The organism is Ketobacter alkanivorans (genome assembly GCF_002863865.1).
GTDB lineage: Bacteria > Pseudomonadota > Gammaproteobacteria > Pseudomonadales > Ketobacteraceae > Ketobacter > Ketobacter alkanivorans.
This window is the reverse complement of the sequence record NZ_CP022684.1, coordinates 2,044,907-2,068,480: the sequence shown is the minus strand read 5'-3', so window position 1 is coordinate 2,068,480 and position 23,574 is coordinate 2,044,907. Positions and strand designations below refer to the sequence as shown.

The window sequence follows — 23,574 nt, the reverse complement described above, 5'->3', positions numbered from 1 at the left end:
TAGGGAACGGCAGGGAAACGCTGATCGAGGGGAACCATAGTGGCTGGCTGACCTTGAATCAGGTTGCTGGTTCGGCTTCGATGTTGCGGTTGAGGCGGCTCATTACGTTGCTGAGGGCCCGATCCCACATGGAGACGTTCTCCAGCAAGCGCAGTTCGTCGGCGTTGGCCATGCGAATCATGCTGTCCAGATTGGTTTCCAGTACTTTGTTGCCACGTCGTGAAACGAAGATATAAAGATCCGAGCTGGCGTCCCGGTAGGCCAGTTTGCAGCGACGGATTTTGCCTTCCAGAGTGTGTACTTCGATCCATTGACCGGTTTTCAGGGTCAGCAGGGTTTTGCGCAAGTCAGCGTCGATGTTGTTTCTTGGGTCCAGCAGGGCGCGGCGTTCTGCGGCCTTCAGCTTCTGGCGTTCGATGGCGGACAGGGTGCCTGCGGCCTTATCAGGCGTTACCGATTGCGACACCTGCTGCGTTGATGCACTGCGGTTTCCCGGTGCAGGTTCGGATATGGTGTGATCCACCTTACGGCTGTTGGGCAGTTGCTGGTCTGGCGGCGTTTGCAGGATCTGGCCGTGGATCTCCCACAGAGACGACAGGAATTTGTCCACCTCCAGGCCGGGGTGTTTGATGCCTTCCAATCCGCTGCAGATTTCTTTCAGTAGTATGGGAATGATTTTAACCCAGCGATCACGGTCTGCCGCGGCGTTGGCAGGCTGGATGCTCCAGATCAGATCGTCGACGGTCTTCAGGCAATGTTTCCATTCATCGGAGTCACGGCCATGGCGCATCAGGCGTTGCAGCATCAGTACACGCCAGGGGCCGTCAATCATGTCGATTACGACAGAAGGCAGGGTTTTGCCCTGCATACGATCGTTGATGAGCTGGTTGATGGTGCTGCGGGCTTGCTCGGTTTTGGCTTGGCCTTTGGCCGCTTGCAATACCCGTTTTTCAATGGTGTCGGCGCGGCGGGTTTCTTCCATCAGGAAGCTGGAGAAGCTTTTTTCCAGCTCGCTGAACAGGGCCAGGTTATCGACTTCGAATTCGTTCAGTACGCGGGTGACCACGTTGCGAATTTCTTCCATCAATAGGTCGCGCTGGAGCACGGACTCTTTTTCCCAACCGATGGCGGCCTGTGATAGCAGTTTCAGCAGGCGGCGGGCGGGATGATTGACGTTGCTGAAGAATTGTTTGTCAGCCAGGGCGATCTTGATGACAGGAATCTGCAGACGCCCCAGTAGCAGGGATACTTCCGGCGAAATGTTGTGATCGTCGAGTATGAATTCGAACACCATACTGACCAGGTTGATGACGTCGTCATCAGCTTGCTTCAGTTTGCGGGCACCTCGCTCACGTACGGTGTGGGCCAGTTGATGCTCCAGCAGCAGGCGGACATCCTGGTGGTCGTATTGGTTGTTGGTGGGGTCTTCATCCTGCAGTGAGTCGCGTTCTGCACTTTGCAGGCGAGCCAGCACGTTGAGCAGATCCTCGCGATGCAGCTCTGGCGCGGGCTGCCCTTGTTTTACTGCGAACAGGCGATTGTTAAGGCTGCCCTTGTAGAAGTTGGCCATGATGGCCTGCACTTGTTCGAAGGCCACGGTGTATTCGTAATTGGACGCGAAGGCTTGTTCCAGTGTAGGGGGTGTTGCCTCAGCTGTTTGCTGACCGGAACTGGGCTGGTCGGCGTGGTGCTTAGAGTCGCTATTGGCCTCGGTGGTTTCCGGTGCGGGTTTGGCGGCTTTTTTGGGCTCGGCTTGAATGCCGGCATCTGCCAGTATTTTGTTGGCTTCGATCAGGGTTTGCTGCAGGTTCTCGGCTACTTGGCGTTCGAAGTATTTGAATACCATAAGGCGAACTTTCAGCGGTAGTTCGAGTTTTTCGATGGCACGGCTGAATGCATTCACCAGGGTGTCGCAACCCAGCGGGTTGTTGGACTCGTTCAGCCAATCGATGTCCAGATACTGGTTGAGGCGACGGCAGAACTGTAATTGCAGCTCTGGATAGTGTGTGCGAATTTTGTTGCGGATGTTGGTCAGGGCAACGTCGACTTCTACGCGGTTTTTGTCTACCAGGCTCAGGTTGTCGGAGTCGTGGTTTCCGGCCTCGTCATCCCGTTGGCGTTTCTGCAGCAAGTCGAACTGATAGGCCAGCTCTTTGCGCAACTCGGTGTCTACGTCGCGAGCGTGTAAACGCAGTTCGCGCATGGCTTCGAAATACAGGTTCTGCTCGTTATTGCTGGCCGATTGTTCCGCCAGATCAAAAAAAGCATCATCCATTTTGTGGAAAAATTCGGTGAGCAGATCAGACAGGTTCGATAGCACCCGGCTTTGGATGTTCACAAGTAGAGAGCCGTTTCGATCACGGTCGTGCTGGTTTTGCACAGAAAACCCTTTTGTGAATGATGACTGATCTGTTGGAGGCATTGCCTTCCTGACCCCAGGTGTTCATGTCGGTTCGGTTGAACTAACGGTGTGGTACGGGTATTGGGTGGCGATTGTTTCAAAAACCACGCCGGGTTTCTATCCTAATTGCCCCAAAAATGTTTAAACAATGTAGCCGCTAACGTGCTTAGTCGGTTTTTTGGTCTATTTAGAGCTGATCCCCGTGACCCACAGCGCTGGCTTGGCCGAAAAGTATCCGTTTTGCCGACTCTAAGTAGGTGATCATCGCAGGAACGAAGAACAGTATCAAGAAAGTGCCGTAGGCGAGCCCGAATACGATGGATATGGCCATCGGGATCAGAAACTGAGCCTGAAGTGATGTTTCGAACAGAATGGGCAGTAGACCGGCTATGGTGGTGAGGGATGTCAGCACCACGGCGCGGAAGCGGGCGCAGATGGCTTCCACGATGGCATCGTGCACATTCATGCCCCGTTCCCGCAGTTGGCCAAAGAAGGATATAAGGACGATGGAATCGTTTACCACGATGCCAGAGAGCCCGAATAGACCCATCAGGGAAAACATGGACAGGTCTTTGTTCATAATCAGGTGGCCAATCAGCGAGCCGGTCAACCCCAGCGGGATAGCGGACATCACCGCGATGGGCCACATGTAGGAGGAGAATACCCAAGACAGCACAATGAATATCAGTGCCAGGCCAATCATCATGCCCATCTGCATTTCTGCGATGGTTTCCTGTTGATCCTGTGCTTTGCCTTCCAGCCCCAGGCTGATGCCGTAACGACGCTGCAGGTCGGCCAGTAATCCTTGGTTCAGATCTTCGAAAATTTCGTTGGCATTGGCAATTTTGTCGTCCAGATCTGCCGACACGGTGACATTCAGAGCGCCATTGGTGTGGTTTAGCTTTTCGATGCCCTGACGTGAATCAAAGTGTACTACTTCACTCAGTGGAACGGTCATGCCGTTGCTCAGGGTGACTGGAAAATACTCAAGTGTCTGGGTGGAATTGCGCTCGCTGTCCGGCAGGGTGACCCGCACTTCGATTTCGTCGTCGTCCTGATGAAATATCTGCGCCAGGTTGCCATCAAAAGCGGCCCGCAGTTGGCGGCCTACGGTGGCGGTGTCCAGGCCGAGCTGGCGTCCAGTGGGGGTGAGTTCGTAGATCAACTGCTCTTTGCCCCAGGGCAGGTCGTCATCGATATTGCTGACGCCCTGATATCGGGCCAGGGCTTTCTGCAGTTCCAGGCTGGCATCTTTCAGTTGGTGAATGTCGTTGCCGATTAGCCGTACGGCGATGGGTTTGCCCGGTGGCCCTGCCTCCCGCTGCAAGATGGCGAAGCGGTTGATGCCGGGGGGCAGCTGAATGTTATTGCGCCAGTGGCGGATAAACTCTGCATTGGTCAGGGGGCGTTGCCCTGTGGTCAGATCCACGATCAGGGCTCCGGACTCGCGGTTGACTTCCCGACCCGAGACACCGAAGAAGGAGCGGCCGTGGTAGGTGACGACGGCATTGAGGATGTCTTCGTCGTGCTCATCGAGAATTTCCTGGCGTGTTTGTTCCAGGCTGTCCTCCAAGTGATCGAGGAAAGCGTCGACAGTGGGCTTGGGGGTGCCGGCGTGGAATTCCACATTGGCGCGTATTTCGTTGCCGTCCACCGCAGGAAAGAAGGTGGTTTTGATCACGCCGGTGAACACCAGGCTTAACATCAACACAAAGGCACACAGGCCGGCGGTAACCACGCTGCCACGGTTGCGGATGGCTGCGTTTACCGCCACGCGCAGGCGCTTTTCCCGGAACTCAACAAATTTGCGGTCGAAGTTAGCTTTGAAGCCGATGGTTTTTGCCTCTTTCTGTTTGCGCAAACTGTGATTGAGGTGGCCCGGCAGAATCAGGAAGCACTCCACCACAGAGGCTATGATCACGCAGATGATGACCACTGGCATGTCGAAGGCAATTTTGCCCATTACGCCGCCCAGCATGGAAAGGGGCAGGAACGCGGCGATGGTGGTCATGGAGGAGGCCAGCACCGGTGCAAACATGCGGCGGGCTCCTCCCACCGAGGCACGCTCGGCGGACTCGCCCATTTCTTTGTGGGTGAGGGTGTCTTCCCCCACCACAATGGCATCATCCACAATGATGCCCAGGGCCATAATCAGGGCGAACAGACTGATCATGTTGATGGTGCCGCCGGTAAGGTACAGCACCGCCAGCGTGGCCATGAACGATACAGGGATGCCCACGGTAACCCAGAACGCGACCCGTACATTGAGGAACAGGAACAGTGTGGCGATGACCAGTACCAGTCCTCCCAAGCCGTTGTTCAGCAGCAGCTTGATGCGATCGCGCAGGTGCTTCCAACGCTCGTTATAGACCTTGATCTGAACACCTTCCGGCAGACGCGGACGCACGTCTTCCACCCATTCGGTAAATATGCGGGCGGTGGTAAGGGTGTCTTCTGATTCTGTGCGCATCATCAGCATTTCAATGGCGGGTTGGCCGTCAACGGTGATGTAGGGTTCGTCTTCCAGTGGGCGGCGCTCTACTTCGGCAATGTCCCCCACTCGCAGCAGGCGGCCCTTGCTGTCGGTAAACAGCGGCATTTGTTCAAAGCCCTGCACTGTGCGTTGTTGGCTGAGGCTGCGCACCTGTTTGGAGACTTCATCTTTGGCAGCGGTGCCGGCGGGCAGGTCGGTGCTGTTCTGGCGAATGCGGTTGGCGATATCGGTGAGGGATAAGCCGGTTTCGTGCAGTGTAGAGGAGGACACCTGTATGGCAATCTCTTCGGCGGGCAGCCCGACAAAGTTGACCTTGCGTATGCCTCGGGCCAGTAGTTCTTTTTCAAACTGCCGGGCCAGCTGTGCCAGCTCCGGGCGGGATTCGGAGCCCATGATGACGATGTTGGCGATGGGTTGGAAACTTTCCACCTGCTGGATTACCGGGCGCTCGGCTTCTTCCGGTAAATTACGAATGGCTTCCACGCGCTGTTTGACGCGATCCAGTACATTGCCCACGTCCACCCCTTCTTCCAGTTCCAGGGTGATGCCGCCAGCGCCGGAGGTGGCCGTGGCGGTCATTTTCTTCACTTCGGTAAGGGTTTTCAGCTCCTGTTCCATGGGGATGATGATGGAGCGTTCCACATCCTCGGCGCTGGCACCACTCCAGGGCACCGAGATGGTGATGTATTCCAGTTCGAAGCTGGGGAAAAACTGGGTGTTCATCTGTTTCAGGCCCCACAGGCCCGCCAGGATGAACAGAAACATCAATAGATTGGAGGCTACCCTGTGGGTGGCAAAGGTGGCGATGATGCCTTTGGGTTCGCTCATTCTGTGGTTGGCCCGGAAGTGGTCGGCTCTGAGTCTGATTCGGGTTTATCCAGCTTGACCCTGAGCCCACCGACGGCGCTGGATAGCTGGGTAATCAGAATTTCATCACCGGCCTTGATGTCGCCCTGCACCAGTTGCCAGCGCTCGCCGTTGTCCATCATCACCTCGCCCAGTCGCTGGATCATGATGGTATGCAGTGTGCCGTCCACCACGCGGTAGATGCGCTGTTGACCATAGATGGCCGTGGGGGGCACGGCTAATGCGTTGTCCAGCGGAGGCATGTGCAGATAGACCTCACCAGCCCGCCCCAGGGTAAAGCTGCGATTGGACTGCTCCAGTGCAAACAGCGCGTCCACCCCTCCCTGACCGGTGCTGATGGCACCCGCCAGCCGTGCCAGGTTGAGTGCTACGCGGTCTTCATTCAGGGCAAAGGTGGCGTCCAGCACCAGGTCGTCCGCCAGTGCTTTTTCCACCTGATTGAGATAGCGGGATGGGATCTGGGCGCGCACCTCCACATGATCAGCATCGAACAGGGTGGCGATGACGTCGCCGGGGCGTACCCGGTTGCCGGGGGAGGCATTGAGGGCCGTAACCCGACCGGCAAAGGGCGCGACAATGCGAGACCGGGCCAGATCCAAGGCCGCTTGATCACGAATGGCGCGGGCTTTTTTCAGTTGAGCCTGCAGGCGTTTAAGGCGGTTCGGGTGGTCGTTAACTGCGTATTCGCGGTTGTACAGGCTGAGGGTTTGTACGCGTGCCTGCTGTAAGGCTTCGTCGCGGTTAAGATCCGATCCTACGTTGCGTTCCACCAGCTTTTCATAGCGTTGGGCGGATCTTTGCGACAGCGCGGCCAGCTCTTTCTCAACTTCCAGGGATTTCACATCGTTGTTGTAGCGGGCCTGCTCGGATGCAGCCTGTGCCTCCATATCCTCAAGCTCTGCCTGACGTTGCTCATAGGCCAGCCGTACATCGCTGTCTTCCAGTTCCACCAGGATATCACCGGCTTTAACCCAGTGGCCTTCCTCCACCAGAACCTTGGCAACATAAGCGTTGATGGTGCTGGACAGGTTGGATTCGCGGGGAGACTCGAGGCGCCCATACAAGGTCACCATTGGGCGGTGGCTGCCAGGTTGTGCAGACAACGTGTTCACCAGAGGCACCAGATCCGCTTCCGGCTTTTTGGCCGGGTTGGGCTGCATTAGCCAAAAGGCAACGATCAGCAGGGCAGTAGCCCCGAAAATGATCAGGGGCAAAGGTACTTTCTTCAAGTAAGCGAGCAATGTGTTCATCCAGGCTGTCGCATAATTAATAGGATTTTTACCATAATGAAGGCAAGCAACATTTTGATGCAATAGTTGATAATGCCGAAAACCGATGTAATTCTAACACCTTAGACCAGATATCACGCCTTGTAACACATTCGGGGCATGACTTTGCTGGCGCATCCCGCTACCTTTGCGGGTTGAGCACGGAACAGGTTTTTTGAGGTGCATTTGCCCCGAAGGTTCCATCATCATATAGAAAGTAATCAGCAGGTATACACTAATGGTAGACAGCCCACGCGAGCAGGAACAGCAACAGAAGATTCTGGTAGTGGATGATGATTCCCGTTTGCGGGCGTTGCTGCAGCGTTATCTTGAGGAGCAGGGCTATCTGGTCAAAGCCGTGGCCGACGGCGAGCAAATGGACCGTGCGCTGTCCCGTGAAATATATTCCCTGATGGTGTTGGACTTGATGTTGCCCGGTGAGGATGGCATGTCCATCTGCAAGCGCCTGCGGGATGGCGATAATATGATCCCCATTATTATGCTCACAGCTAAAGGCGACGATGCTGATCGCATCAATGGTCTGGAAGCCGGTGCCGATGATTATTTGCCCAAGCCTTTCAATCCCCGAGAACTGTTGGCGCGGGTGAAAGCTGTGTTGCGTCGCCAGGTGAAAGAGCTGCCGGGAGCCCCCTCGCAGCAGGAGGCTGTGGTGGCATTTGGTCCATTCTCACTGGATCTGTCTACCCGTACATTAACCAAGGATGGCCAGGCTGTATCTCTCACCACTGGCGAATTTGCCGTGATGAAAGCCTTGGTGCAACACCCTCGCGAGCCCCTCACACGCGATAAGCTGATGAACCTCGCTCGGGGGCGTGAGTGGAGTGCCATGGAGCGCAGCATTGACGTGCAGGTATCCCGTTTGCGACGCTTGATAGAGGATGATCCTTCAAACTCACGTTATATTCAGACCGTGTGGGGCGTAGGCTACGTGTTTGTGCCCGATGGAACTGCCAGCTGAGCAGGGGTTGAGTAAAAAACCAAAATCAGCCGGATACCCGAAACTGCAATAAATCTCCGTTAGTCTCAGTCTTCTGCACCCTTACGCAGAAGAGGTAACGGGTTTGTGATCGCCTCCAATATGGATTTACTGCTGGAACTGCAGCAGCATCTCATTGGGCTGCGCAACGACGCGCTGGCCATGCAGCAACGGTTTCAGGATGACATCCTGCAGTGCGAAACGGGCCTGCAGGCCAGTGCCTGCAACCTGCTGCATTATCTCGGCGTGCGGCAGCAGGATATTCGCCCATTACAGCATGCGCTGTCCCGCTACGGTTTTTCATCCCTTTCGGTGATGGAACCTTATACCCTGGCGCACATCAATGCAGTCCTAAGCTTGTTGCAGAACCTCACGGGTCGCCAGTGCGACGCTCCGGTGCCGCCGGTGGATTACCTGTCCGGGCCCCAGCTGCTTAAAGAGCGCACTCGGCAGCTGCTGGGGGAGCGGCCCGCCCGACATGCTGCTCATATTATGGTAACCATGCCCACCGAGGCGGCGACTCACCCCGATTTGGTAAATGATCTAGTGGCCGCTGGCATGAATGTCATGCGCATTAATTGCGCCCACGATCATGCTTCAGCCTGGCGTGCCATGGTGGACAATCAGCGTGCGGCCAGCAAAGCGTTGGGGTTGCCCTGTAAGGTGCAGGCCGATCTGGCGGGGCCAAAATTGCGTACCGGGCCCATCCAGAGCAGTGGCTGCCTGGCCAAGCTTAAACCGCGCCGGGATATTTACGGCGTGGTGTTGGAGCCCTGCCGGGTATGGCTTCACAGTCGCGCCAGCGACACCTTGCCTGCGGGCATGCATAAGCAGTTGCTGGTGGAGGATGGCTTTCTTCAGCAGTGTCAGGTTCAGGATCGAATCCAATTGGTAGATTGTCGCGGTCAGCGGCGCAAACTGCGGGTGGTGCAAGTGCAGGCCGGCGGATGCATCGCTGAATTATCCCACACCGCCTACGTTGCAAGTGATACCCAGCTGTGCCTGAAGCGAGGCGAAAAGAACATCGCCATTACCATCCCGATGGGGCTGCCGGATGTGGTTGTGCCCATTGAATTATTCTGTGGTGATGAACTCATTCTTACCCGTGATCCGCTTCCCGGCGTCCATCAGCAGCGTGATCAATCGGGGCAACTGGTGAAACCCGGGCGTATCCATTGCACCGTATCCGAGGCGTTTGATCATGTGCAGCCAGGGCAGCGTGTCTGGTTTGATGACGGCAAGATCGGCGCGGAGGTGCTCAGTTGTGATGGCAGGCAGATGATTCTGCGCATTACCCTCGCCAAGCCTACCGGCAGCAAACTAAGAGCAGAAAAAGGCATTAACTTTCCCGATACTGAGCTGCCGATTGCTGCGCTGACCGAAAAAGATTTACAGGATCTCGAATCGGTCGTGAATTTGGTGGACATAGTCGCCTTATCCTTCGTGCGGCACCCGGATGATCTGGAGTCCTTACATCGGGAATTGAACCGACTAGGCCGACCGGACATGGGGGTGGTACTGAAAATCGAAAACCGCCAGGCCTTCGAAAACCTGCCCCGCATTCTGCTGACGGGGTTGCGCCATGGTCGCTCACTGGGCGTAATGATCGCCCGTGGTGACCTGGCGGTAGAGGTCGGCTTTGAGCGGCTTTCTGAGGTGCAGCAGGAGATTCTCTGGTTGTGTGAGGCGGCCCACGTACCGGTAATATGGGCCACCCAGATACTGGAATCCATGGCCAAGCAAGGCGTGCCCTCCCGTGCGGAAGTCAGTGATGCAGGGATGAGTGTGCTGGCAGAGTGCGCCATGCTCAACAAGGGCCCCTACATTGTGGATACCGTGAAAATGCTGGGGGGAATACTGTCCCGCATGGATCAGCACTATCATAAGCGCCGCGCCACTCTGCGTGCGTTGGACGTAGCCAAACTGCAGTAGTGGCACAGCTGCCACGAATTCAGGATAATGGCCCGCTGGCGTCACCCTGGAATCCTTATGAAACTCATACCACGTTCTTCTTTCTGGCGGACCATCTGGCTTGTATGGTTGGTAATACTGCTGAGCCAGACATCGACCTTATTGTTCGCCGTATACTACCTCTACCTGCCTGGTGTAAAACAGAACGCCAAACTGGTTGCCCTGGAAATGGACACCATCGGCTACCTGGTGGACAGCGAACGCAAAAACGAGTTATTGCAGCGCCTGGAAAAACAACATGATATCGAAATTACCGCCGACCCCGATATCATTCCTCCTGAATACGAGGGCCTGTTCGGCAGTATTTTTGTTGATCCAATGCGTAATCGCATCGGGCACGGGGGTGAGGTTCGATTGGGCTTCGAACCAGAGGCAGGGTTGTGGGTCAGCACCCATCAGCTGGGTGATCTATGGGTACGTTTTCCCTTGGAGAATTTTGGTCGTTACGAAGCCATCGCCTTTCTTGCCTGGTTGATTGGTACACCCGCACTGGCTTTCTTGCTGGGCACCTTCTTTGTGCGGCAGTTAAACCGGCCCCTGAAAAACCTGGAGATGGCGGCGCGTCGTATTGGCCGTGGTGAGCCGTTAAAGGGGGCTCTGCTGGAAAACACCTCGCGGGAAATCGGTGCAGTGAACAAGGCGTTCACCCAGATGAGCGAGAACCTGCAACGGGTGGATCGAGAGCGTGCCCTATTGCTGGCGGGCATCTCACACGATCTGCGCACCCCGTTAACGCGCATGCGGCTCACCGCTGAGCTGTTGGGCGAGTCGGAATTCACCGATGGCATGATTCGCGATATCGAGGATATGAACGCGATACTGGATCAGTTCATACTATTTGTGCGTGACGGCAGCGATGAGCAAACGGAAGTGGGGGATCTCAACGAAGTCATTGTGGAAGTAGTGGCTCAGTTTGAATCAGAAGATCGCAACATCAATACCGCGTTGCATCAGCTACCGGGTATTTCCTTAAAGCGGCTGTCACTTAAGCGCATGTTTGCCAACTTGATTGGAAATGCCATTCGTCATGGTGGAGGGGAAGTAGAAGTTCGCAGCGGTATGGAGGATGGCGAAATTTGTGTGGTGGTGGCCGATCGTGGCCCTGGGCTTACCGAGAAGGAAATGTACGAGCTGTTTCAGCCATTCGCGCGGGGTGATTTAAGTCGTACCACCAAAGGTTCAGGCTTAGGGTTGGCTATCGTCAAACGTATTGTGGATATGCATCACGGCCGAGTGCAGCTGCGCAACCGGGAAGGGGGTGGCCTGGAGGCCATTGCCCACTTCCCGGTGACCGGTGATCTGGTGCCGCCGGACTCGATGATGGCGCGGCTACGGTAATTATCCTGAGGTGCGATCATGTTCCCGCTGGGCGTTCTTCTGCGCCAGTTTCGCCACGCGGCGCTGCTCGATTAGCGCCTGCTGATCCCCCCCGATGTGTTGTTCGCCACGTTTTTTGGCCAACTTGATTTGCTTTTCGCGCTGGGCAAAGCGCTGTTTCTGTTCTTCTGAATATTCATCATAACAGTGATGACAGCTGACACCGGCCTGATAATAGCGCGAGCGTTTGTCTTCTTCTGTGATCGGTCGACGGCAAGCGTGGCATTGATCAAAATGCCCCTTCTGCAGTTGATGATCTACGGTCACCCGGTTATCAAATACAAAGCATTCGCCTTGCCACAGTGACTCTTCCTGAGGAACCTCCTCCAGATATTTAAGAATGCCACCTTCCAGGTGGTAGACCTCCTCAAACCCTTGCTCTTTCAAGTAAGCAGTCGACTTCTCACAACGAATGCCGCCGGTACAGAACATGGCGACTTTCTTGTGCTTGTCTTTATCCAGATGCTCCGTCACGTATTGGGGAAACTCACGAAAAGTCTTGGTTTTGGGGTCGATAGCGCCCTTGAATGTGCCGATCTCTACCTCGTAGTCATTGCGTGTGTCCACCAGAATCACATCAGGATCGCTGATCAGATCATTCCACTCGCTGGGTTTGACGTAGGTGCCCACCACGCGCTTCGGGTCGATGCCTTCCACACCCATGGTGACGATTTCCCGTTTCAGTTTTACCTTGCTGCGGTAAAAGGGCTGGCTTTCGTCGTAGGATTCCTTGGTGTCGAGCTGGCTTAGGCGTGGGTCTGTGCGCAGATGGTTCAAAACAGCATCGATGCCTTCTCGGCTGCCAGCGATGGTGCCGTTAATACCTTCCTGAGCCAACAGCAGGGTGCCTTTTACATCCTGCTGCAACATCACATCCTGCAGTGGCTGGCGCAGTTGCTCAAAGTTTTCCAATGTCACGAACTTGTAGAGCGCACAAACCACAATGGGGGCGCTGTTAGAGGGGTGGGTCATGATGTCCTCGCTGTCTGGAGCGTAAATCCAGGGCGGTTAGTAAAGTAAGAATACCAAGCCGCGGCATTCTAACGGAACCTGCCGAGGAATCAACCTGCGAGGCTTGGTTGTTAACTAAAATTACATAAAGGCTGCCAAAGGCAATTAGCTTCTGTTTGCGGGTATACTGTGGTTTTACCCCTGATCGTGTGGTGCCCGTGAACAAACCCGAAAGCATTGGAAACAAACAAATCGACGTAAGCCTGCCGGGGCGTGGAGGAAAAACCATGTCAGCCCTGCAGGCAGTGGCGTTTGCAAAAATGATGGGGCAACAACAGCAGTGGCCAGTCGCCAAGGTGGTAATGCAGCAAGTAACTGAGCAGTTGCCCGATTATCTGGAGGCATGGCTGGCTCTGTTTGAAGCCTGCGAGGCCATGGAGGATTATGTCATGCTGTCGGGGGCTGCTACACGCTGCCTGGAACACAAGCCTCGTTGTGTGCAGGCTTTGATGGCGTTGGCTACTGCCCTGGGAAAGCATCAGCGCCATCTGGAAGCGCTGGAAATTATTGCCACCGCTATTAAATTGGAACCGGATAACCCACGCTTGCGCAAACAGCGCGAAAGCCTTCGGCAGGAGCGCGAGCACTAAATACAGAGTATGGTTTCGTGCTAGCATGGGCCAAGCCTCCTAACCAACGATAATAATAATCGATGCAGTACGCTAAATCCGCTGTTAAAGAATCACAGCTTGACTACGTTTTTGATCAGCTTCGTGTTACCACCTGGCCACACACCGTTGCGGTGTTGGTAACCAGTGGGGTGCTTTGGTTTACCACGCATTCAATTCTGGTGTTGGTGTGGTTAGTGGTGGTGTTGTTGAGTCACGTCGCCCGGGTGGTGGTGGTTGATAGTCACTGGCAACAGGCCAGGCAGCATGGTGATTACCGCAGAGTGCCACGGCTGCTGGTGCTGGGGATGCTCTATGCGGGCTCTTTGTGGGGGTTGGTGCCCGTTTGGTTTATGAATCAGCCCCAGACCGAATCCGTTATCTTTATTTCAATTGCTCTTGCTGGCATGTGTGCGTCTACATTGCCCGCGTTGGCTGGATACCTGCCGGCCTATTTGGCATTTACGTTGCCCATATTGGGGTTGTTGATCGTTAAGTTGTTTTTACTGGGTTTGACTGCAACGGCTTTGCTGGGGGTTGCCTGTATTACTGCCTTCATAATGATCAGCAGCAAGATCAATCAGATCATTACCATGTCGATCACCATCGATTTTCAGAACCGCGAGCTACTGGAGCAAGTCACCGTTGCCAAAGAAAAAGCCGAGTCGGCCAATCGTGCCAAATCGCGTTTTTTGGCAGTGGCCAGTCACGACCTGCGACAACCGCTGCAGGCGTTAGGCCTTATTTTGGAAAGTATGAAGCTGCGCGCCAGTTCGACCAGCAGCTCTAACACCGGCCTGCTTGCCGATCAGAAAGCATTGGTGCAACAAGGGTTGAATTGTCATGATTCCCTGAGCGAAATGTTCAACTCATTAATGGATTTATCGCGGCTTGAGTCAAATGATCTGAAAGTCAGCCTGGCAAATATAGACCTGCGGGAACTGTTGGTGTTGCTGGTGCGAGAGTTCGAGCCAGCAGCACACTCAAAAGGTTTAGCGCTTACGTTGCATGCCGATGACAGCGTGGCTTACACCGATCCCATGGTACTGGGGCGTATCATCCGCAACCTGCTGTCTAATGCTGTAAAGTTTACCGATGAAGGCTCGATTGAAGTAAGCGTGAGCACACGGAACGAGCGTGTACTTATTGACGTGCAGGACACCGGTATGGGCATTCCCCTGCAAGAACAAGCGCTGGTGTTTGAAGAATATCATCAGGTGGCCAGTCAGAATCGTTTACGACAACAGGGCGTAGGTTTAGGTTTGTCAGTGGTGAAACGTCTGACCGAATTACTGGATCTGGAATTGCGTTTGGAATCGGTGCCAAACCAGGGCTCCAACTTTACCATCGTGGCCCCTAAAGGGGATCGTGAACAAGTGGCAGTGAAAGAGGAGGCTATGACCTTTTCACTGCAGGGCTGCCGGGTTTTGGTGGTGGATGACGAACAAGCCTTGCTGGAGGCCACCAGCAATTTGTTGCGAGAATGGGGCTGCACGGTAACCGCAGCATCAGGTATGGAGTCTGCATTGGCGTGTGTTGATACCGTTAAACCGCCTCAGATCATAGTGTCGGATTACCATCTGGTTAACTGCACAGGTTTAGCGTTAATCAAAGCTGTGCAGGAGCGGATTGGCAAACAGATTCCTGCGTTACTGATGAGCGGTGACACCAGTCCTGTATTGCTGCAAAAGATACGTCAGAATGCATTGTTCCTGTTGCAAAAACCGGTTAAGCCAGTTCATCTTCGCAAGGTGTTGAGGCAATTATTGCAACACCAAAATGCTACTTGATCAGGCCAAGTTTGCGCGCTTCTGCCACGCAATGATAACGGCTGTCAGCATCCAGAATAGACATAAGTGCAGATACATGCGATTTGACCGTGGCCTCAGAAATAGAAAGTGAACCGGCAATTTCCTGATTGGAATACCCCTCAGCCACCAACAGTAAGACATCCATGCGACGAGTGCTGAGCTGTTTCATGATGGCTTCATTTTGCTTGCCAACGGTCTGTTGGTAATGCTCCAACCGGACGCGGGTATCTGTTGGTAAATAGACTTTGCCTTGCTCAATCGTATCCAGACAATCCTTGAAAATCATCTTGCCGCCGGTTTTATGAATGAAACCACTCACGCCCAGTTTAAGGGCTTTTGATACCAGCTCCAGGTCATCTACCCCCGACATCATCACAATGGGTGCCGTGATCATCAGCGTATTCAGCTCTTTGATAATGGATAGACCATCAGAATCGGGCAGCTGATAATCTACAAAAATCCAATCCAGATCCGCTCTTGAGTTGGCATGGGCAAACGCTTCCTTGGCATTGAGGGCCTGAATGATTTCCACTGGAGCCAATAGCGCGTCCAGAATTACAGAAATTCCATCCTGAAAGACGGGGTGATCGTCGATTACCAATACGGTCGTTTGGGGTTGCTGGCGGTTCTGCTTGTTATCCAAGATATAAGTCACTTCGTTTAATGTGTTTAATAAGGCCAACGAGTTAAACCATAGGCGTGGTGTGCTGTCAATGCGACTTAAGTACTACCAGAATGCGATATCATCGTGACAAACTCCGCTGAGGCTCCAGTAGCTATGTTGCTACGGATAATGGGCGTTGTGATGAATCGCTGGATACCCAGACAGTTGGGGCCAAAAAAATAACTACAACTCAAATACATTTCCGATTGTGAAGGATTTACTGATGAGCATACTGATTCCTGATGGATTGGGGGGCGACAGGCTGGTACGTGTCGCTGCTCTAGCACTTGTATCTATACTGATGGCGGCCTGTGAAGCGCCATCCAATGAACAGATTTTTGTTAATCCACCCGCCAATACCCAATTCGAAACTGACACCGGCACGGTGCTTCTGAGTCAGCTCAGTGGTAAGACCGTTTGCTACACAACGGATGGCAGCGCAGCTGACTATGCCGGTGGTGACTGTTCCGGTGGGTCTACGCAAACCTACAATAGTGGAATTGAGCTGGCATGTGATAGCAGCGAAAGTGGTGCTGAAGTGCTGCGTCAGGTAAGTCTGGCATTCGAATGGGATGCATCGCCACTGGGAGGCATCACCCTTGAGACTCGCTCGGCTTTATTCTTCCTGAATTGCGATAATGGCGGGCAGGGTAACGACAGCGACGGTGACGGCATAGTCGACCTAAATGATAATTGCCCGGCTGACTATAACCCGGAACAAATCGACAGCGATGATGATGGTGATGGCGACGTCTGTGATGTAGATCAGGATAACGATGGCATTGATGACGATGCAGATAACTGTCCGGCCGTAGCCAATACAGATCAGGCCGATGGTGATGGTGATCAGATCGGTGATGTTTGTGACGCTGACTTAGATAATGATGGGGTTAATAACGATCAGGACAACTGTCCCGTTGCACCCAACGCCGACCAGAGCGACGGCGATGGAGATGGTATCGGCGATGCGTGTGATTTGCTGTTTGATACCGATGGTGACGGGGTAGAAGACGACTTGGACAACTGTCCGTTGGTTCCTAATGCGGATCAAGCAGATACGGATGGTGATGATATTGGTGATGCGTGCGATGAGCCAGGATACGTGGGAACAGATAAGTTCTTCTATGACTACCTGGATCTGTTGGATCGCCTGATGGAGATCATGCAGTGTACCTACAACAACTGTAACCAGCCGGATGGTACGTTCAACTGGTCAATCAATGCCTCCAATTCAGAATTGGAAGCAGGCTCTGCCAATTGGAAAGCGACTGTAAACTCCTTCTTCCCACCCACTGCGTTGATGACGTTTACGGCCAATAACGCCATGTTGGATAGTTGTTTGGGCAACGGATCTGCATCTGGTGTGCTGAATAGCAGCGCAACCGGGCCCCTGAACACAGGTGCTTCGATTGAGTTCCAGTGTGATGGATTGACAGGCTATATACAGATGCACCTGAATCTAACCGGTGGCTCCATTACCGGTGGGTATTACGATGCCTTCTGTTTGGAAGCATCCTGTGATGACTTTGCGGTGCGATATCGAATTACCGGTACTGACAGTAATGGTGATTTGATTTACTCAAGGGAAGTATTGGGTACCACCCTGCCATAACCTCCTACTCTTTTTAACCACCAGGCGTGTGGTTTAGGCGTGGCCCCGCATCGTTATGATGCGGGGCTTTTTTATGCCAGTTGATCCAGTTGTTTGTTGTGCAGGCGAGCCAGTAAGAGTTGGCCTATAATGGCGCCCAAGAGCGCATACCCCATATCAGATTGGGTATCCCATACATAGCCTTGTGTACCCAGAAAAGAATCTGCCGCCTCGTCTGATAATAATGCCACCCACCACTCGATCAATTCATAAAATGCACTGAACGCCAGGCAAATACTTGCCACGATAAAGAACAACCAACTGGAACCGGTTACTACCTGCTTGCGTATCAGTATTTCTCGGGCAAGGATGGCAGGGACAAAACCTTGCGCAAAATGCCCCAGTTTATCGTAGTTATTGCGATCAGAACCCATCCAGTCTCTTAGATGATCGAATAGAGGAACCTCGGCATAGGTATAATGACCACCCACCATCAGAATGATGCAATGGAGTAGAATCAGCCAATACAGCAGTGGCGTAAGAGGAAAGCTGCGCAGAGTGATGAGCATTAGAATTGCTCCAATCACGGCTGGAGCCACTTCTAGCATCCAGGTCACAGTGTCTTTGGGGTGCCACCCAGACCAGAGCAAGACGGCGACAAACACGCTTACCCACAATAGTTTCCACATGTCAGGCAGACCAAATAGCTTTTGATACAAGAAAAGTAAGTATAAGCACCATTACACAGCCAAAGGTGAAAACTTTGCGCCGTAGCGGAACGTAGTTGGTGCCGGTATGTATATAGGCGTGCAAAATGCGGCTGCCGACAAAAAGCCAGGCAATCAGGCATGCCAACCAGCTGACACCACCTAATTCCCAAAGCATAAAAATCAGCACGTAAAATAGAATGGGTACTTCAAACTGGTTGCGAATATTGTTGTTGATCTGGATGACCTTGTTAGGCCAGGCGTCATCAAATAATCCACGTCGCTCTTCGTTTACGCTGTCTTCTGCCAAAGCCCGCTTTTTGGCACTTGCTAGGGCAATAAAAACAGAGACTGTTAACAAAATATGGATGAGAACAGGTAAAAATATTAATTTTTCGTTCATGGGTATGCAGCCTTTTGTGTCAGGGGTCAATTCTACGTATCCTATGACCAGTGCAGCAATTAATGGCTCTTTCATGATTATTGTCAAGCAAAGCCCTTGGTTAAGAGTAATTCAAACGCATCAATATGTATTGGTCAGCCTGCTTGAGTCCGATTTTCGGGTGCTGAGTTCTTCTGTGTTAAACGGAGGTTTGATCCATGCTCGTCACGTGTTAAATCTCAAAGTGCCCGCAGACCCGGGTGAATTGGAGGCCCCAGCGATTACGTTGCAGAACTACGCGGATAGCCTTGAATGCACAGGGGAGGTAGTAGGCATGATGACAGCTGCCTCGATGGACTCCTTCCGGCTGTATGAAGAGACCGTCCAGGGTGTTGAGGTCGTGGTGCTGGTAACCTGTGGCCTGAATAACGCCCGTTGCGTCGGCGATCACGCCGAATACCGCAGCATGCTGACGGAACCAGGCTTGGCAGGAACAATAAATATCATAATGTTGACATCGGTAGCCATGAGCGATGCAGCAAAGGTAGAAGCCGTGCAGATGATTACCGAGGCGAAATCTGCAGCATTGTTTGAGGCAGGTATCGTTAGCCCTGTATCCCAGCGCATGGCGACCGGCACTGGCACGGATGCGGTTGCCGTGGTGTCTCGAGTCAGTGGGCAAACCGTTGCCTACTGCGGAAAACATGTGCTGTTTGGTGAGGTGCTTGGCAGGTTGGTGTTCGATGCCGTGACAGACTCCATCGCTTGGTATCGCCAAGGCTCGACTTAATATACGCTAGTTTAGTTTGACAGGCGTCTCTGAAATCTCTATAACAGCCTCTCGAATCCGGCTGAATAGATCATCATGATCGATTCTTGCCAAGGAACCCGGTGTAACCCCGGGGCTGTACCCGCAACTGTAAGCATGCTCCATGAGTGTGCGAGCCAGATACTTGGAGTCGGATCGAAAAGTGTTTTATGCAACCGGGCGGGAAAACCTGGTACTGCACTGTCGATCTCTTCAATATAGCCTCGCAGCGTCAGTACATCTCTCCCTTAAGGTAAATTTGAATCCCTTGAGGTAATGCAATGCGTGTAGTGTTATACGTGCTCACTGCTACTTTGTGTAGTATTCATAGTAATTGGCTATTAGCCGCTTCCTCCGATATGCGAATTCTGATGCTGGTGTCTCAGCGTAATGCCGAGACCGTGGCGGAAGCCGGCCACCGTTTTCTGAAATCGAACCCCAATTTTCGACTGCAAGCGCGTACAGAAACCCAACTGCTAGAACTCTCCTCCAAACAGCGACAAGAGTTGCTCGAATCTGCGGATGTGGTGGTTGGCGCAGGTCTGTTCGGTGCAGTAGTGAGTGAGCTGGTGGCCGACCTGTCACAATCAAGAAACATCAAGAATGTTCTGGTTTTCAATAGTGATCATCGTTTGGTTCGGCTTAGCAGGCACGATGGTGTGCAGGTATTTAATGATGATAAGCAAGTGGAAACATTGTCAGCAATGCGCCCAGAGCAAGAGCTTGCGATATGGTTAGAGTCGATGTTGGATCAGTATCCTGCCCAGGCACCTTGGTTAATTGCCCGAAGTTATTGGCAGGGGGGCGGAGAAGAGAATCTGCAGCAGTTGTTTGTGTGGGTCGCACAGCAATATGACCTCGAGAGTAAATTAGTCGTTAAAGATGCGATAGCTCAGGCGCGACTGCGTTGGTGGTTTCGAGGCGAGTTGAGTGAGGAGGTGCCTGCAATTGATAATGACAAGCCGTTAGTGGTTGTTCTAGATCATGCTGGTGGTGACCGGCCGGGAGATGCGTACTTGCTTAATCAATTGTGCGCTGTAGCAGAACAAAAACACCAGCAGTGTCTAGTTGGCCTAGCCTACTGGGGCGATGCAACGGTTGATGCACTAGAAAAACTGCGCACGCAAGCGAATAACCTGACGGCTGTCGTGATGCTGCAGGATTTCGTTATGGGAGGAGGTGAAGGGCGGGAGCGCGCGAATGAGCAGCTTGCTTTGCTAAATGTCCCTGTGCTCAAAGCAATCAAATTGCGCGATCGCACGGCGGCTCAATGGCGGCTGTCATCAGATGGTCTGGCGGTAGAAAAAGTGTACTACCAGATTTCTATGCCCGAGATGCAAGGTGCCAGCCAGCCACTTGTGGTGGCGTCGGCTGGTGCCGTTACTGAGGATGTGCAAACTGGTATTCGTATTCAGCCTATTGAGCCGGTGCTTGAAGGTATGGAAACCTTAATGGATCGTGTGCAGCGTTGGCATAGCCTTCAAACACAGCCCAATGCAGAAAAGCGGATTGCTATAGTTTATTACAATCACCCACCGGGCCGACATAACATTGGTGCAGATAACCTCGATGTACCCGCTACGTTATGGCAAATTTTGAATCAAATGAAGTCGGCGGGGTATCGTGTTAGTGATTTGCCCGCATCACAGAATGCGTTGTTGGATGCCATGCAGGAAAGTGGTGTGAACTTACCAAATGATCATGCAGCATTGGTAAAAATGAGTCATTCCGTTATGCGTATGGACGCTACTCAGTATCAGAGCTACTTTGATACCTTACCCGAAGTGGTTAAGCGTGAGATGGTAGACGGGCCATTTGGATTGCTGCACGGACAACTGCAGGTTGCTTTGGCTGCAGGGTTGCCCAAAATGGCTCAGGCTACGTTGGATCATACAATGGAGGAAATGCTGCACCTATTGGAAGGTGTAGATCACCAAGGTCGCCAGCGAGCACTGGATCTGCTTGGTCAGTTGCAAGCGTGTTACCAGGGCTGTATCGATCAATCGGATCAAGCTTGTTGGCAACAGTCTGACAAAATTGTAGCCGCACTGAAGAAAACCGGAATTGAAGGTTTGGGCGGATGGGGAAGTGCGCCTGGTAAGGTGATGGTGCACGATGGTCAGTTGCTGATGCCGGGCTTGCAATTTGGCAACGTATTTATCGGGCCGCAGCCGCCTCGTGGCTGGGAGATCAACGAAGAGCTGCTACACGCTAATCTGGCTTTTCCACCACCGCATCAGTACCTAGCGTATTATCATTATCTGCGCGATGTGTTTAAGGCCGATGCGATTGTGCATGTGGGGCGACATTCAACGTATGAATTTTTGCCGCGACGTTCGGTTGGGTTGGCTGAGGATGATTACGCGCGTATTGTTGCTGCGGACGTGCCTGGGCTGTACCCCTATATTGTCGATGGTGTAGGGGAGGGGATTCAAGCTAAGCGCCGAGGGTTGGCGGTAATGATCGATCACTTGACGCCACCATTGCAAAGCACGCCTTTATATGATGAGTTGCTGAAGCTGCGGCAACTCATTGAAAGCTTTGAAGCTAATCATAACTCTGATAACCCTGCGCTCACACAGAGACTGGTGACACAAATCCGTGAAAAAGTGGACGCGCTTGAACTAAAAGACGAATTGGCGGAGGCGATGTCAGCTGAATTGTCTGTTATGGGGATCAGCTTCAATGAAGTGGATGACGACATGCTGGTTCATGAGGTTGGACATTATCTGACGAATCTTCAGGAGCGCTTTATGCCATTGGGTCTGCACGTGTTCGGTCGCGACTGGGCAGCGCCTGCGGTGGAGATGATGCTCTCATCCATGGCGCCGGAGAATGAACTGCAGAAAGCCCAGTGGCAGGCATTGTTGGAGCAATCACCCCAGTTTGAAATGTCTGCATTGCTGAATGGATTGAATGGGCGTTACGTATTGCCTGGAAAAGGTAATGATCCGATTCGTAGCCCCGAGAGCCTGCCCACCGGGCGTAATTTTTATGCGTTGGATAACAGCCTGATTCCCAGCCCGGTTGCATGGCAGCTAGGGCGAGAAATGGCTCGTGATGCGCGCGCGAATAATGCACAGAACTCGGATAAGCGAGAAGCGCAGGTGCTTTGGGCATCAGATGTCGTACGCGATGAAGGTGTGATGATTGCATTCGCACTGGATATGCTGGGATTGGAGCCCGTATGGAACAGTCGGGGATTGGTGAAAGGCTTGAAGCTTCAGGCTTTAGGAGGCAATCGTGTGCGTCGGGATATGGTGTTCACCACCTCCGGCCTGTTTCGTGATTTGTACGGACAACAAATGAAGATGTTGGATCGTGGTGTCTTAATGGCGTTGAGTGCATCGGCTGATCGTATCGTTGCCGAGCATCCGGCCTTAGTAGAGTCGTTACAACTGGCTTTAGCGCCTCTGGGTGGTTCCCTAGCGGGCGGAAACGAATCGTTACAGCAGAATCAGGTAGCAGGCCACTGGGTTAAAGATGCGCGTAGACTTTTAGCACAAGGTCGCAGCCCTGAGCAGGTCGCATTGCTCTCCAGTTTGCGGGTATTTGGTGATGCGCCAGGTAGTTATGGAGCTGGAATCAACCGATTGGTAGAGCGTTCAGGTGCATGGCAGCAACGCCAGGAGCTGGCGGAGGTCTACATACGACGACTGGGGCATGGGTTCAATCAAGATCAGTTTGGGGCATCAGCGCAGGAGACCTTCAAAACTCTGCTCGCGGATGTGGAGAACACCTACTTCGGTCGTTCCAGTAACTTATATGGGTTAATCGATAATAATGATGCATTTGATTATCTTGGTGGCTTAAGTCTGGCAGTTGAAACGTTAACTGGAACCGCACCCAATAATTACGTGCTTAATCATGCAGATCCAGAGCGGGTGGTAACGCAGCCTTTGGGTCTGGCATTGCGGCAGGAATTGAGAGGGCGCTTTTTAAACCCCAAGTGGTTAACGGGGTTGATGGATCATGGGTATGCCGGTGCGCGCACGATGGGGAGCGAGTTTCTTGAGTATCTTTGGGGCTGGCAGGTAACAAACCCTACGCTGGTGGGCGATTGGGCCTGGCAGGAAGTGAAAGAAGTATATCTGGATGATCGTTATGGGTTGGGTGTGAATACATTTTTAGAAGTGGAACATAATGCTCATGTTAAGGCGAATATGCTGGCCATTATGCTGGTGGCAGTCCATAAGCAATTTTGGCAGGCAGATGAGCAAACAATCCAACAGTTGGCGCAAGACTTTACCCGTTTAGTAATAGAAAACGGGCTCCCTGGTAGCGGGCATACTGATCCGAATCATCCTATGATGCCCTGGCTGGAGCAATTTGTGAGTGCGGAACAGTGGCAGCAGTTTGCGCCGATTCTGGATGCAGCAGCCACTCCCGAAGAGGTGGGTGAGGAAGTCCATCGGCTTACAGAAATTAAATTGGTAAACGATCCAGTCGTGGATGATATAACAAGCAAGGCTGACCTGAGTGTCGATTCAAATGAGCAATTACCACCCGATCGTTATGTGCAGCTTGCTTATCTGGCGCTGGTGATTCTTATGATCTCGGTGGTTGTTGCGGGGTTTAGGCGCAGTTGGCGTGGCCACTCTTACTGATTTTTGAACA

At 53.0% G+C, this 23,574-nt stretch carries 15 protein-coding genes and 1 riboswitch; of the genes, 8 read left to right on the top strand and 7 right to left on the bottom strand.

Annotated features, from left to right (window positions below):
* Nucleotides 1-58: 58 nt before the first annotated feature.
* The 3 genes from Kalk_RS08930 to Kalk_RS08920 form a co-directional block, all read right to left on the bottom strand.
* Nucleotides 59-2,380, bottom strand: coding sequence for a DUF1631 domain-containing protein (locus Kalk_RS08930; RefSeq protein ID WP_158643397.1), 2,322 nt, complete (start codon nt 2,378-2,380; stop codon nt 59-61).
* A 208-nt stretch (nt 2,381-2,588) separates the two neighbouring features.
* On the bottom strand, nt 2,589-5,723 hold the full coding sequence (locus Kalk_RS08925) for an efflux RND transporter permease subunit (RefSeq protein ID WP_101893902.1): 3,135 nt from the start codon (nt 5,721-5,723) through the stop codon (nt 2,589-2,591).
* Nucleotides 5,720-7,012, bottom strand: coding sequence for an efflux RND transporter periplasmic adaptor subunit (locus Kalk_RS08920; protein WP_101893901.1), 1,293 nt, complete (start codon nt 7,010-7,012; stop codon nt 5,720-5,722). The genes Kalk_RS08925 and Kalk_RS08920 overlap by 4 nt, the downstream gene beginning before the upstream one ends.
* 256 nt (nt 7,013-7,268) lie before the next feature.
* Here Kalk_RS08920 and ompR point away from each other — a divergent pair, with 256 nt between their 5' ends.
* The 3 genes from ompR (at nt 7,269) to Kalk_RS08905 (ending at nt 11,336) form a co-directional block, all read left to right on the top strand.
* Nucleotides 7,269-8,009: an osmolarity response regulator transcription factor OmpR gene (gene ompR / locus Kalk_RS08915; RefSeq protein WP_101893900.1), complete on the top strand. Its 741-nt coding sequence runs from the start codon at nt 7,269-7,271 to the stop codon at nt 8,007-8,009.
* Between the two features lie 105 nt (nt 8,010-8,114).
* Nucleotides 8,115-9,959, top strand: coding sequence for a pyruvate kinase (locus Kalk_RS08910; protein WP_199768038.1), 1,845 nt, complete (start codon nt 8,115-8,117; stop codon nt 9,957-9,959).
* 57 nt (nt 9,960-10,016) lie between these two features.
* Nucleotides 10,017-11,336: an ATP-binding protein gene (locus Kalk_RS08905; RefSeq protein ID WP_158643396.1), complete on the top strand. Its 1,320-nt coding sequence runs from the start codon at nt 10,017-10,019 to the stop codon at nt 11,334-11,336.
* Here Kalk_RS08905 and trhO read toward each other — a convergent pair whose 3' ends face one another.
* A complete protein-coding gene (trhO, locus tag Kalk_RS08900; RefSeq protein WP_101893898.1) occupies nt 11,337-12,347 on the bottom strand; it encodes an oxygen-dependent tRNA uridine(34) hydroxylase TrhO in 1,011 nt (336 codons plus the stop codon). It lies immediately after the preceding gene.
* Between the two features lie 197 nt (nt 12,348-12,544).
* Between trhO and Kalk_RS08895 the strand changes: the two genes are divergently transcribed.
* Nucleotides 12,545-12,976: a hypothetical protein gene (locus tag Kalk_RS08895; RefSeq protein WP_158643395.1), complete on the top strand. Its 432-nt coding sequence runs from the start codon at nt 12,545-12,547 to the stop codon at nt 12,974-12,976.
* Between the two features lie 62 nt (nt 12,977-13,038).
* Nucleotides 13,039-14,784, top strand: a complete 1,746-nt coding sequence (locus Kalk_RS08890; RefSeq protein WP_101893896.1) for an ATP-binding response regulator — start codon at nt 13,039-13,041, stop codon at nt 14,782-14,784.
* Here Kalk_RS08890 and Kalk_RS08885 read toward each other — a convergent pair.
* Nucleotides 14,777-15,448: a response regulator gene (locus tag Kalk_RS08885; protein WP_158643394.1), complete on the bottom strand. Its 672-nt coding sequence runs from the start codon at nt 15,446-15,448 to the stop codon at nt 14,777-14,779. The genes Kalk_RS08890 and Kalk_RS08885 overlap by 8 nt on opposite strands.
* Before the next feature lie 244 nt (nt 15,449-15,692).
* Here Kalk_RS08885 and Kalk_RS08880 point away from each other — a divergent pair, with 244 nt between their 5' ends.
* Nucleotides 15,693-17,081: a thrombospondin type 3 repeat-containing protein gene (locus Kalk_RS08880; RefSeq protein WP_101893894.1), complete on the top strand. Its 1,389-nt coding sequence runs from the start codon at nt 15,693-15,695 to the stop codon at nt 17,079-17,081.
* Between the two features lie 71 nt (nt 17,082-17,152).
* On the opposite strand, the gene Kalk_RS08875 is transcribed toward Kalk_RS08880, so the two are convergent.
* Together Kalk_RS08875 and Kalk_RS08870 are read right to left on the bottom strand one after the other, a co-directional pair.
* Entirely contained in the window at nt 17,153-17,749 is a 597-nt protein-coding gene (locus Kalk_RS08875) for a DUF2238 domain-containing protein (RefSeq protein WP_101893893.1), read from the bottom strand.
* Between the two features lies 1 nt (nt 17,750).
* Nucleotides 17,751-18,245, bottom strand: coding sequence for an MAPEG family protein (locus Kalk_RS08870; protein WP_101893892.1), 495 nt, complete (start codon nt 18,243-18,245; stop codon nt 17,751-17,753).
* Here Kalk_RS08870 and Kalk_RS08865 point away from each other — a divergent pair.
* Nucleotides 18,244-18,939, top strand: a complete 696-nt coding sequence (locus tag Kalk_RS08865; protein WP_158643393.1) for an adenosylcobinamide amidohydrolase — start codon at nt 18,244-18,246, stop codon at nt 18,937-18,939. The two genes, Kalk_RS08870 and Kalk_RS08865, sit on opposite strands and share 2 nt — an antisense overlap.
* 31 nt (nt 18,940-18,970) lie before the next feature.
* Nucleotides 18,971-19,124, top strand: a riboswitch (cobalamin riboswitch).
* A gap of 114 nt (nt 19,125-19,238) precedes the next feature.
* Nucleotides 19,239-23,564: a cobaltochelatase subunit CobN gene (locus tag Kalk_RS08860; protein ID WP_158643392.1), complete on the top strand. Its 4,326-nt coding sequence runs from the start codon at nt 19,239-19,241 to the stop codon at nt 23,562-23,564.
* Nucleotides 23,565-23,574 lie beyond the last annotated feature (10 nt).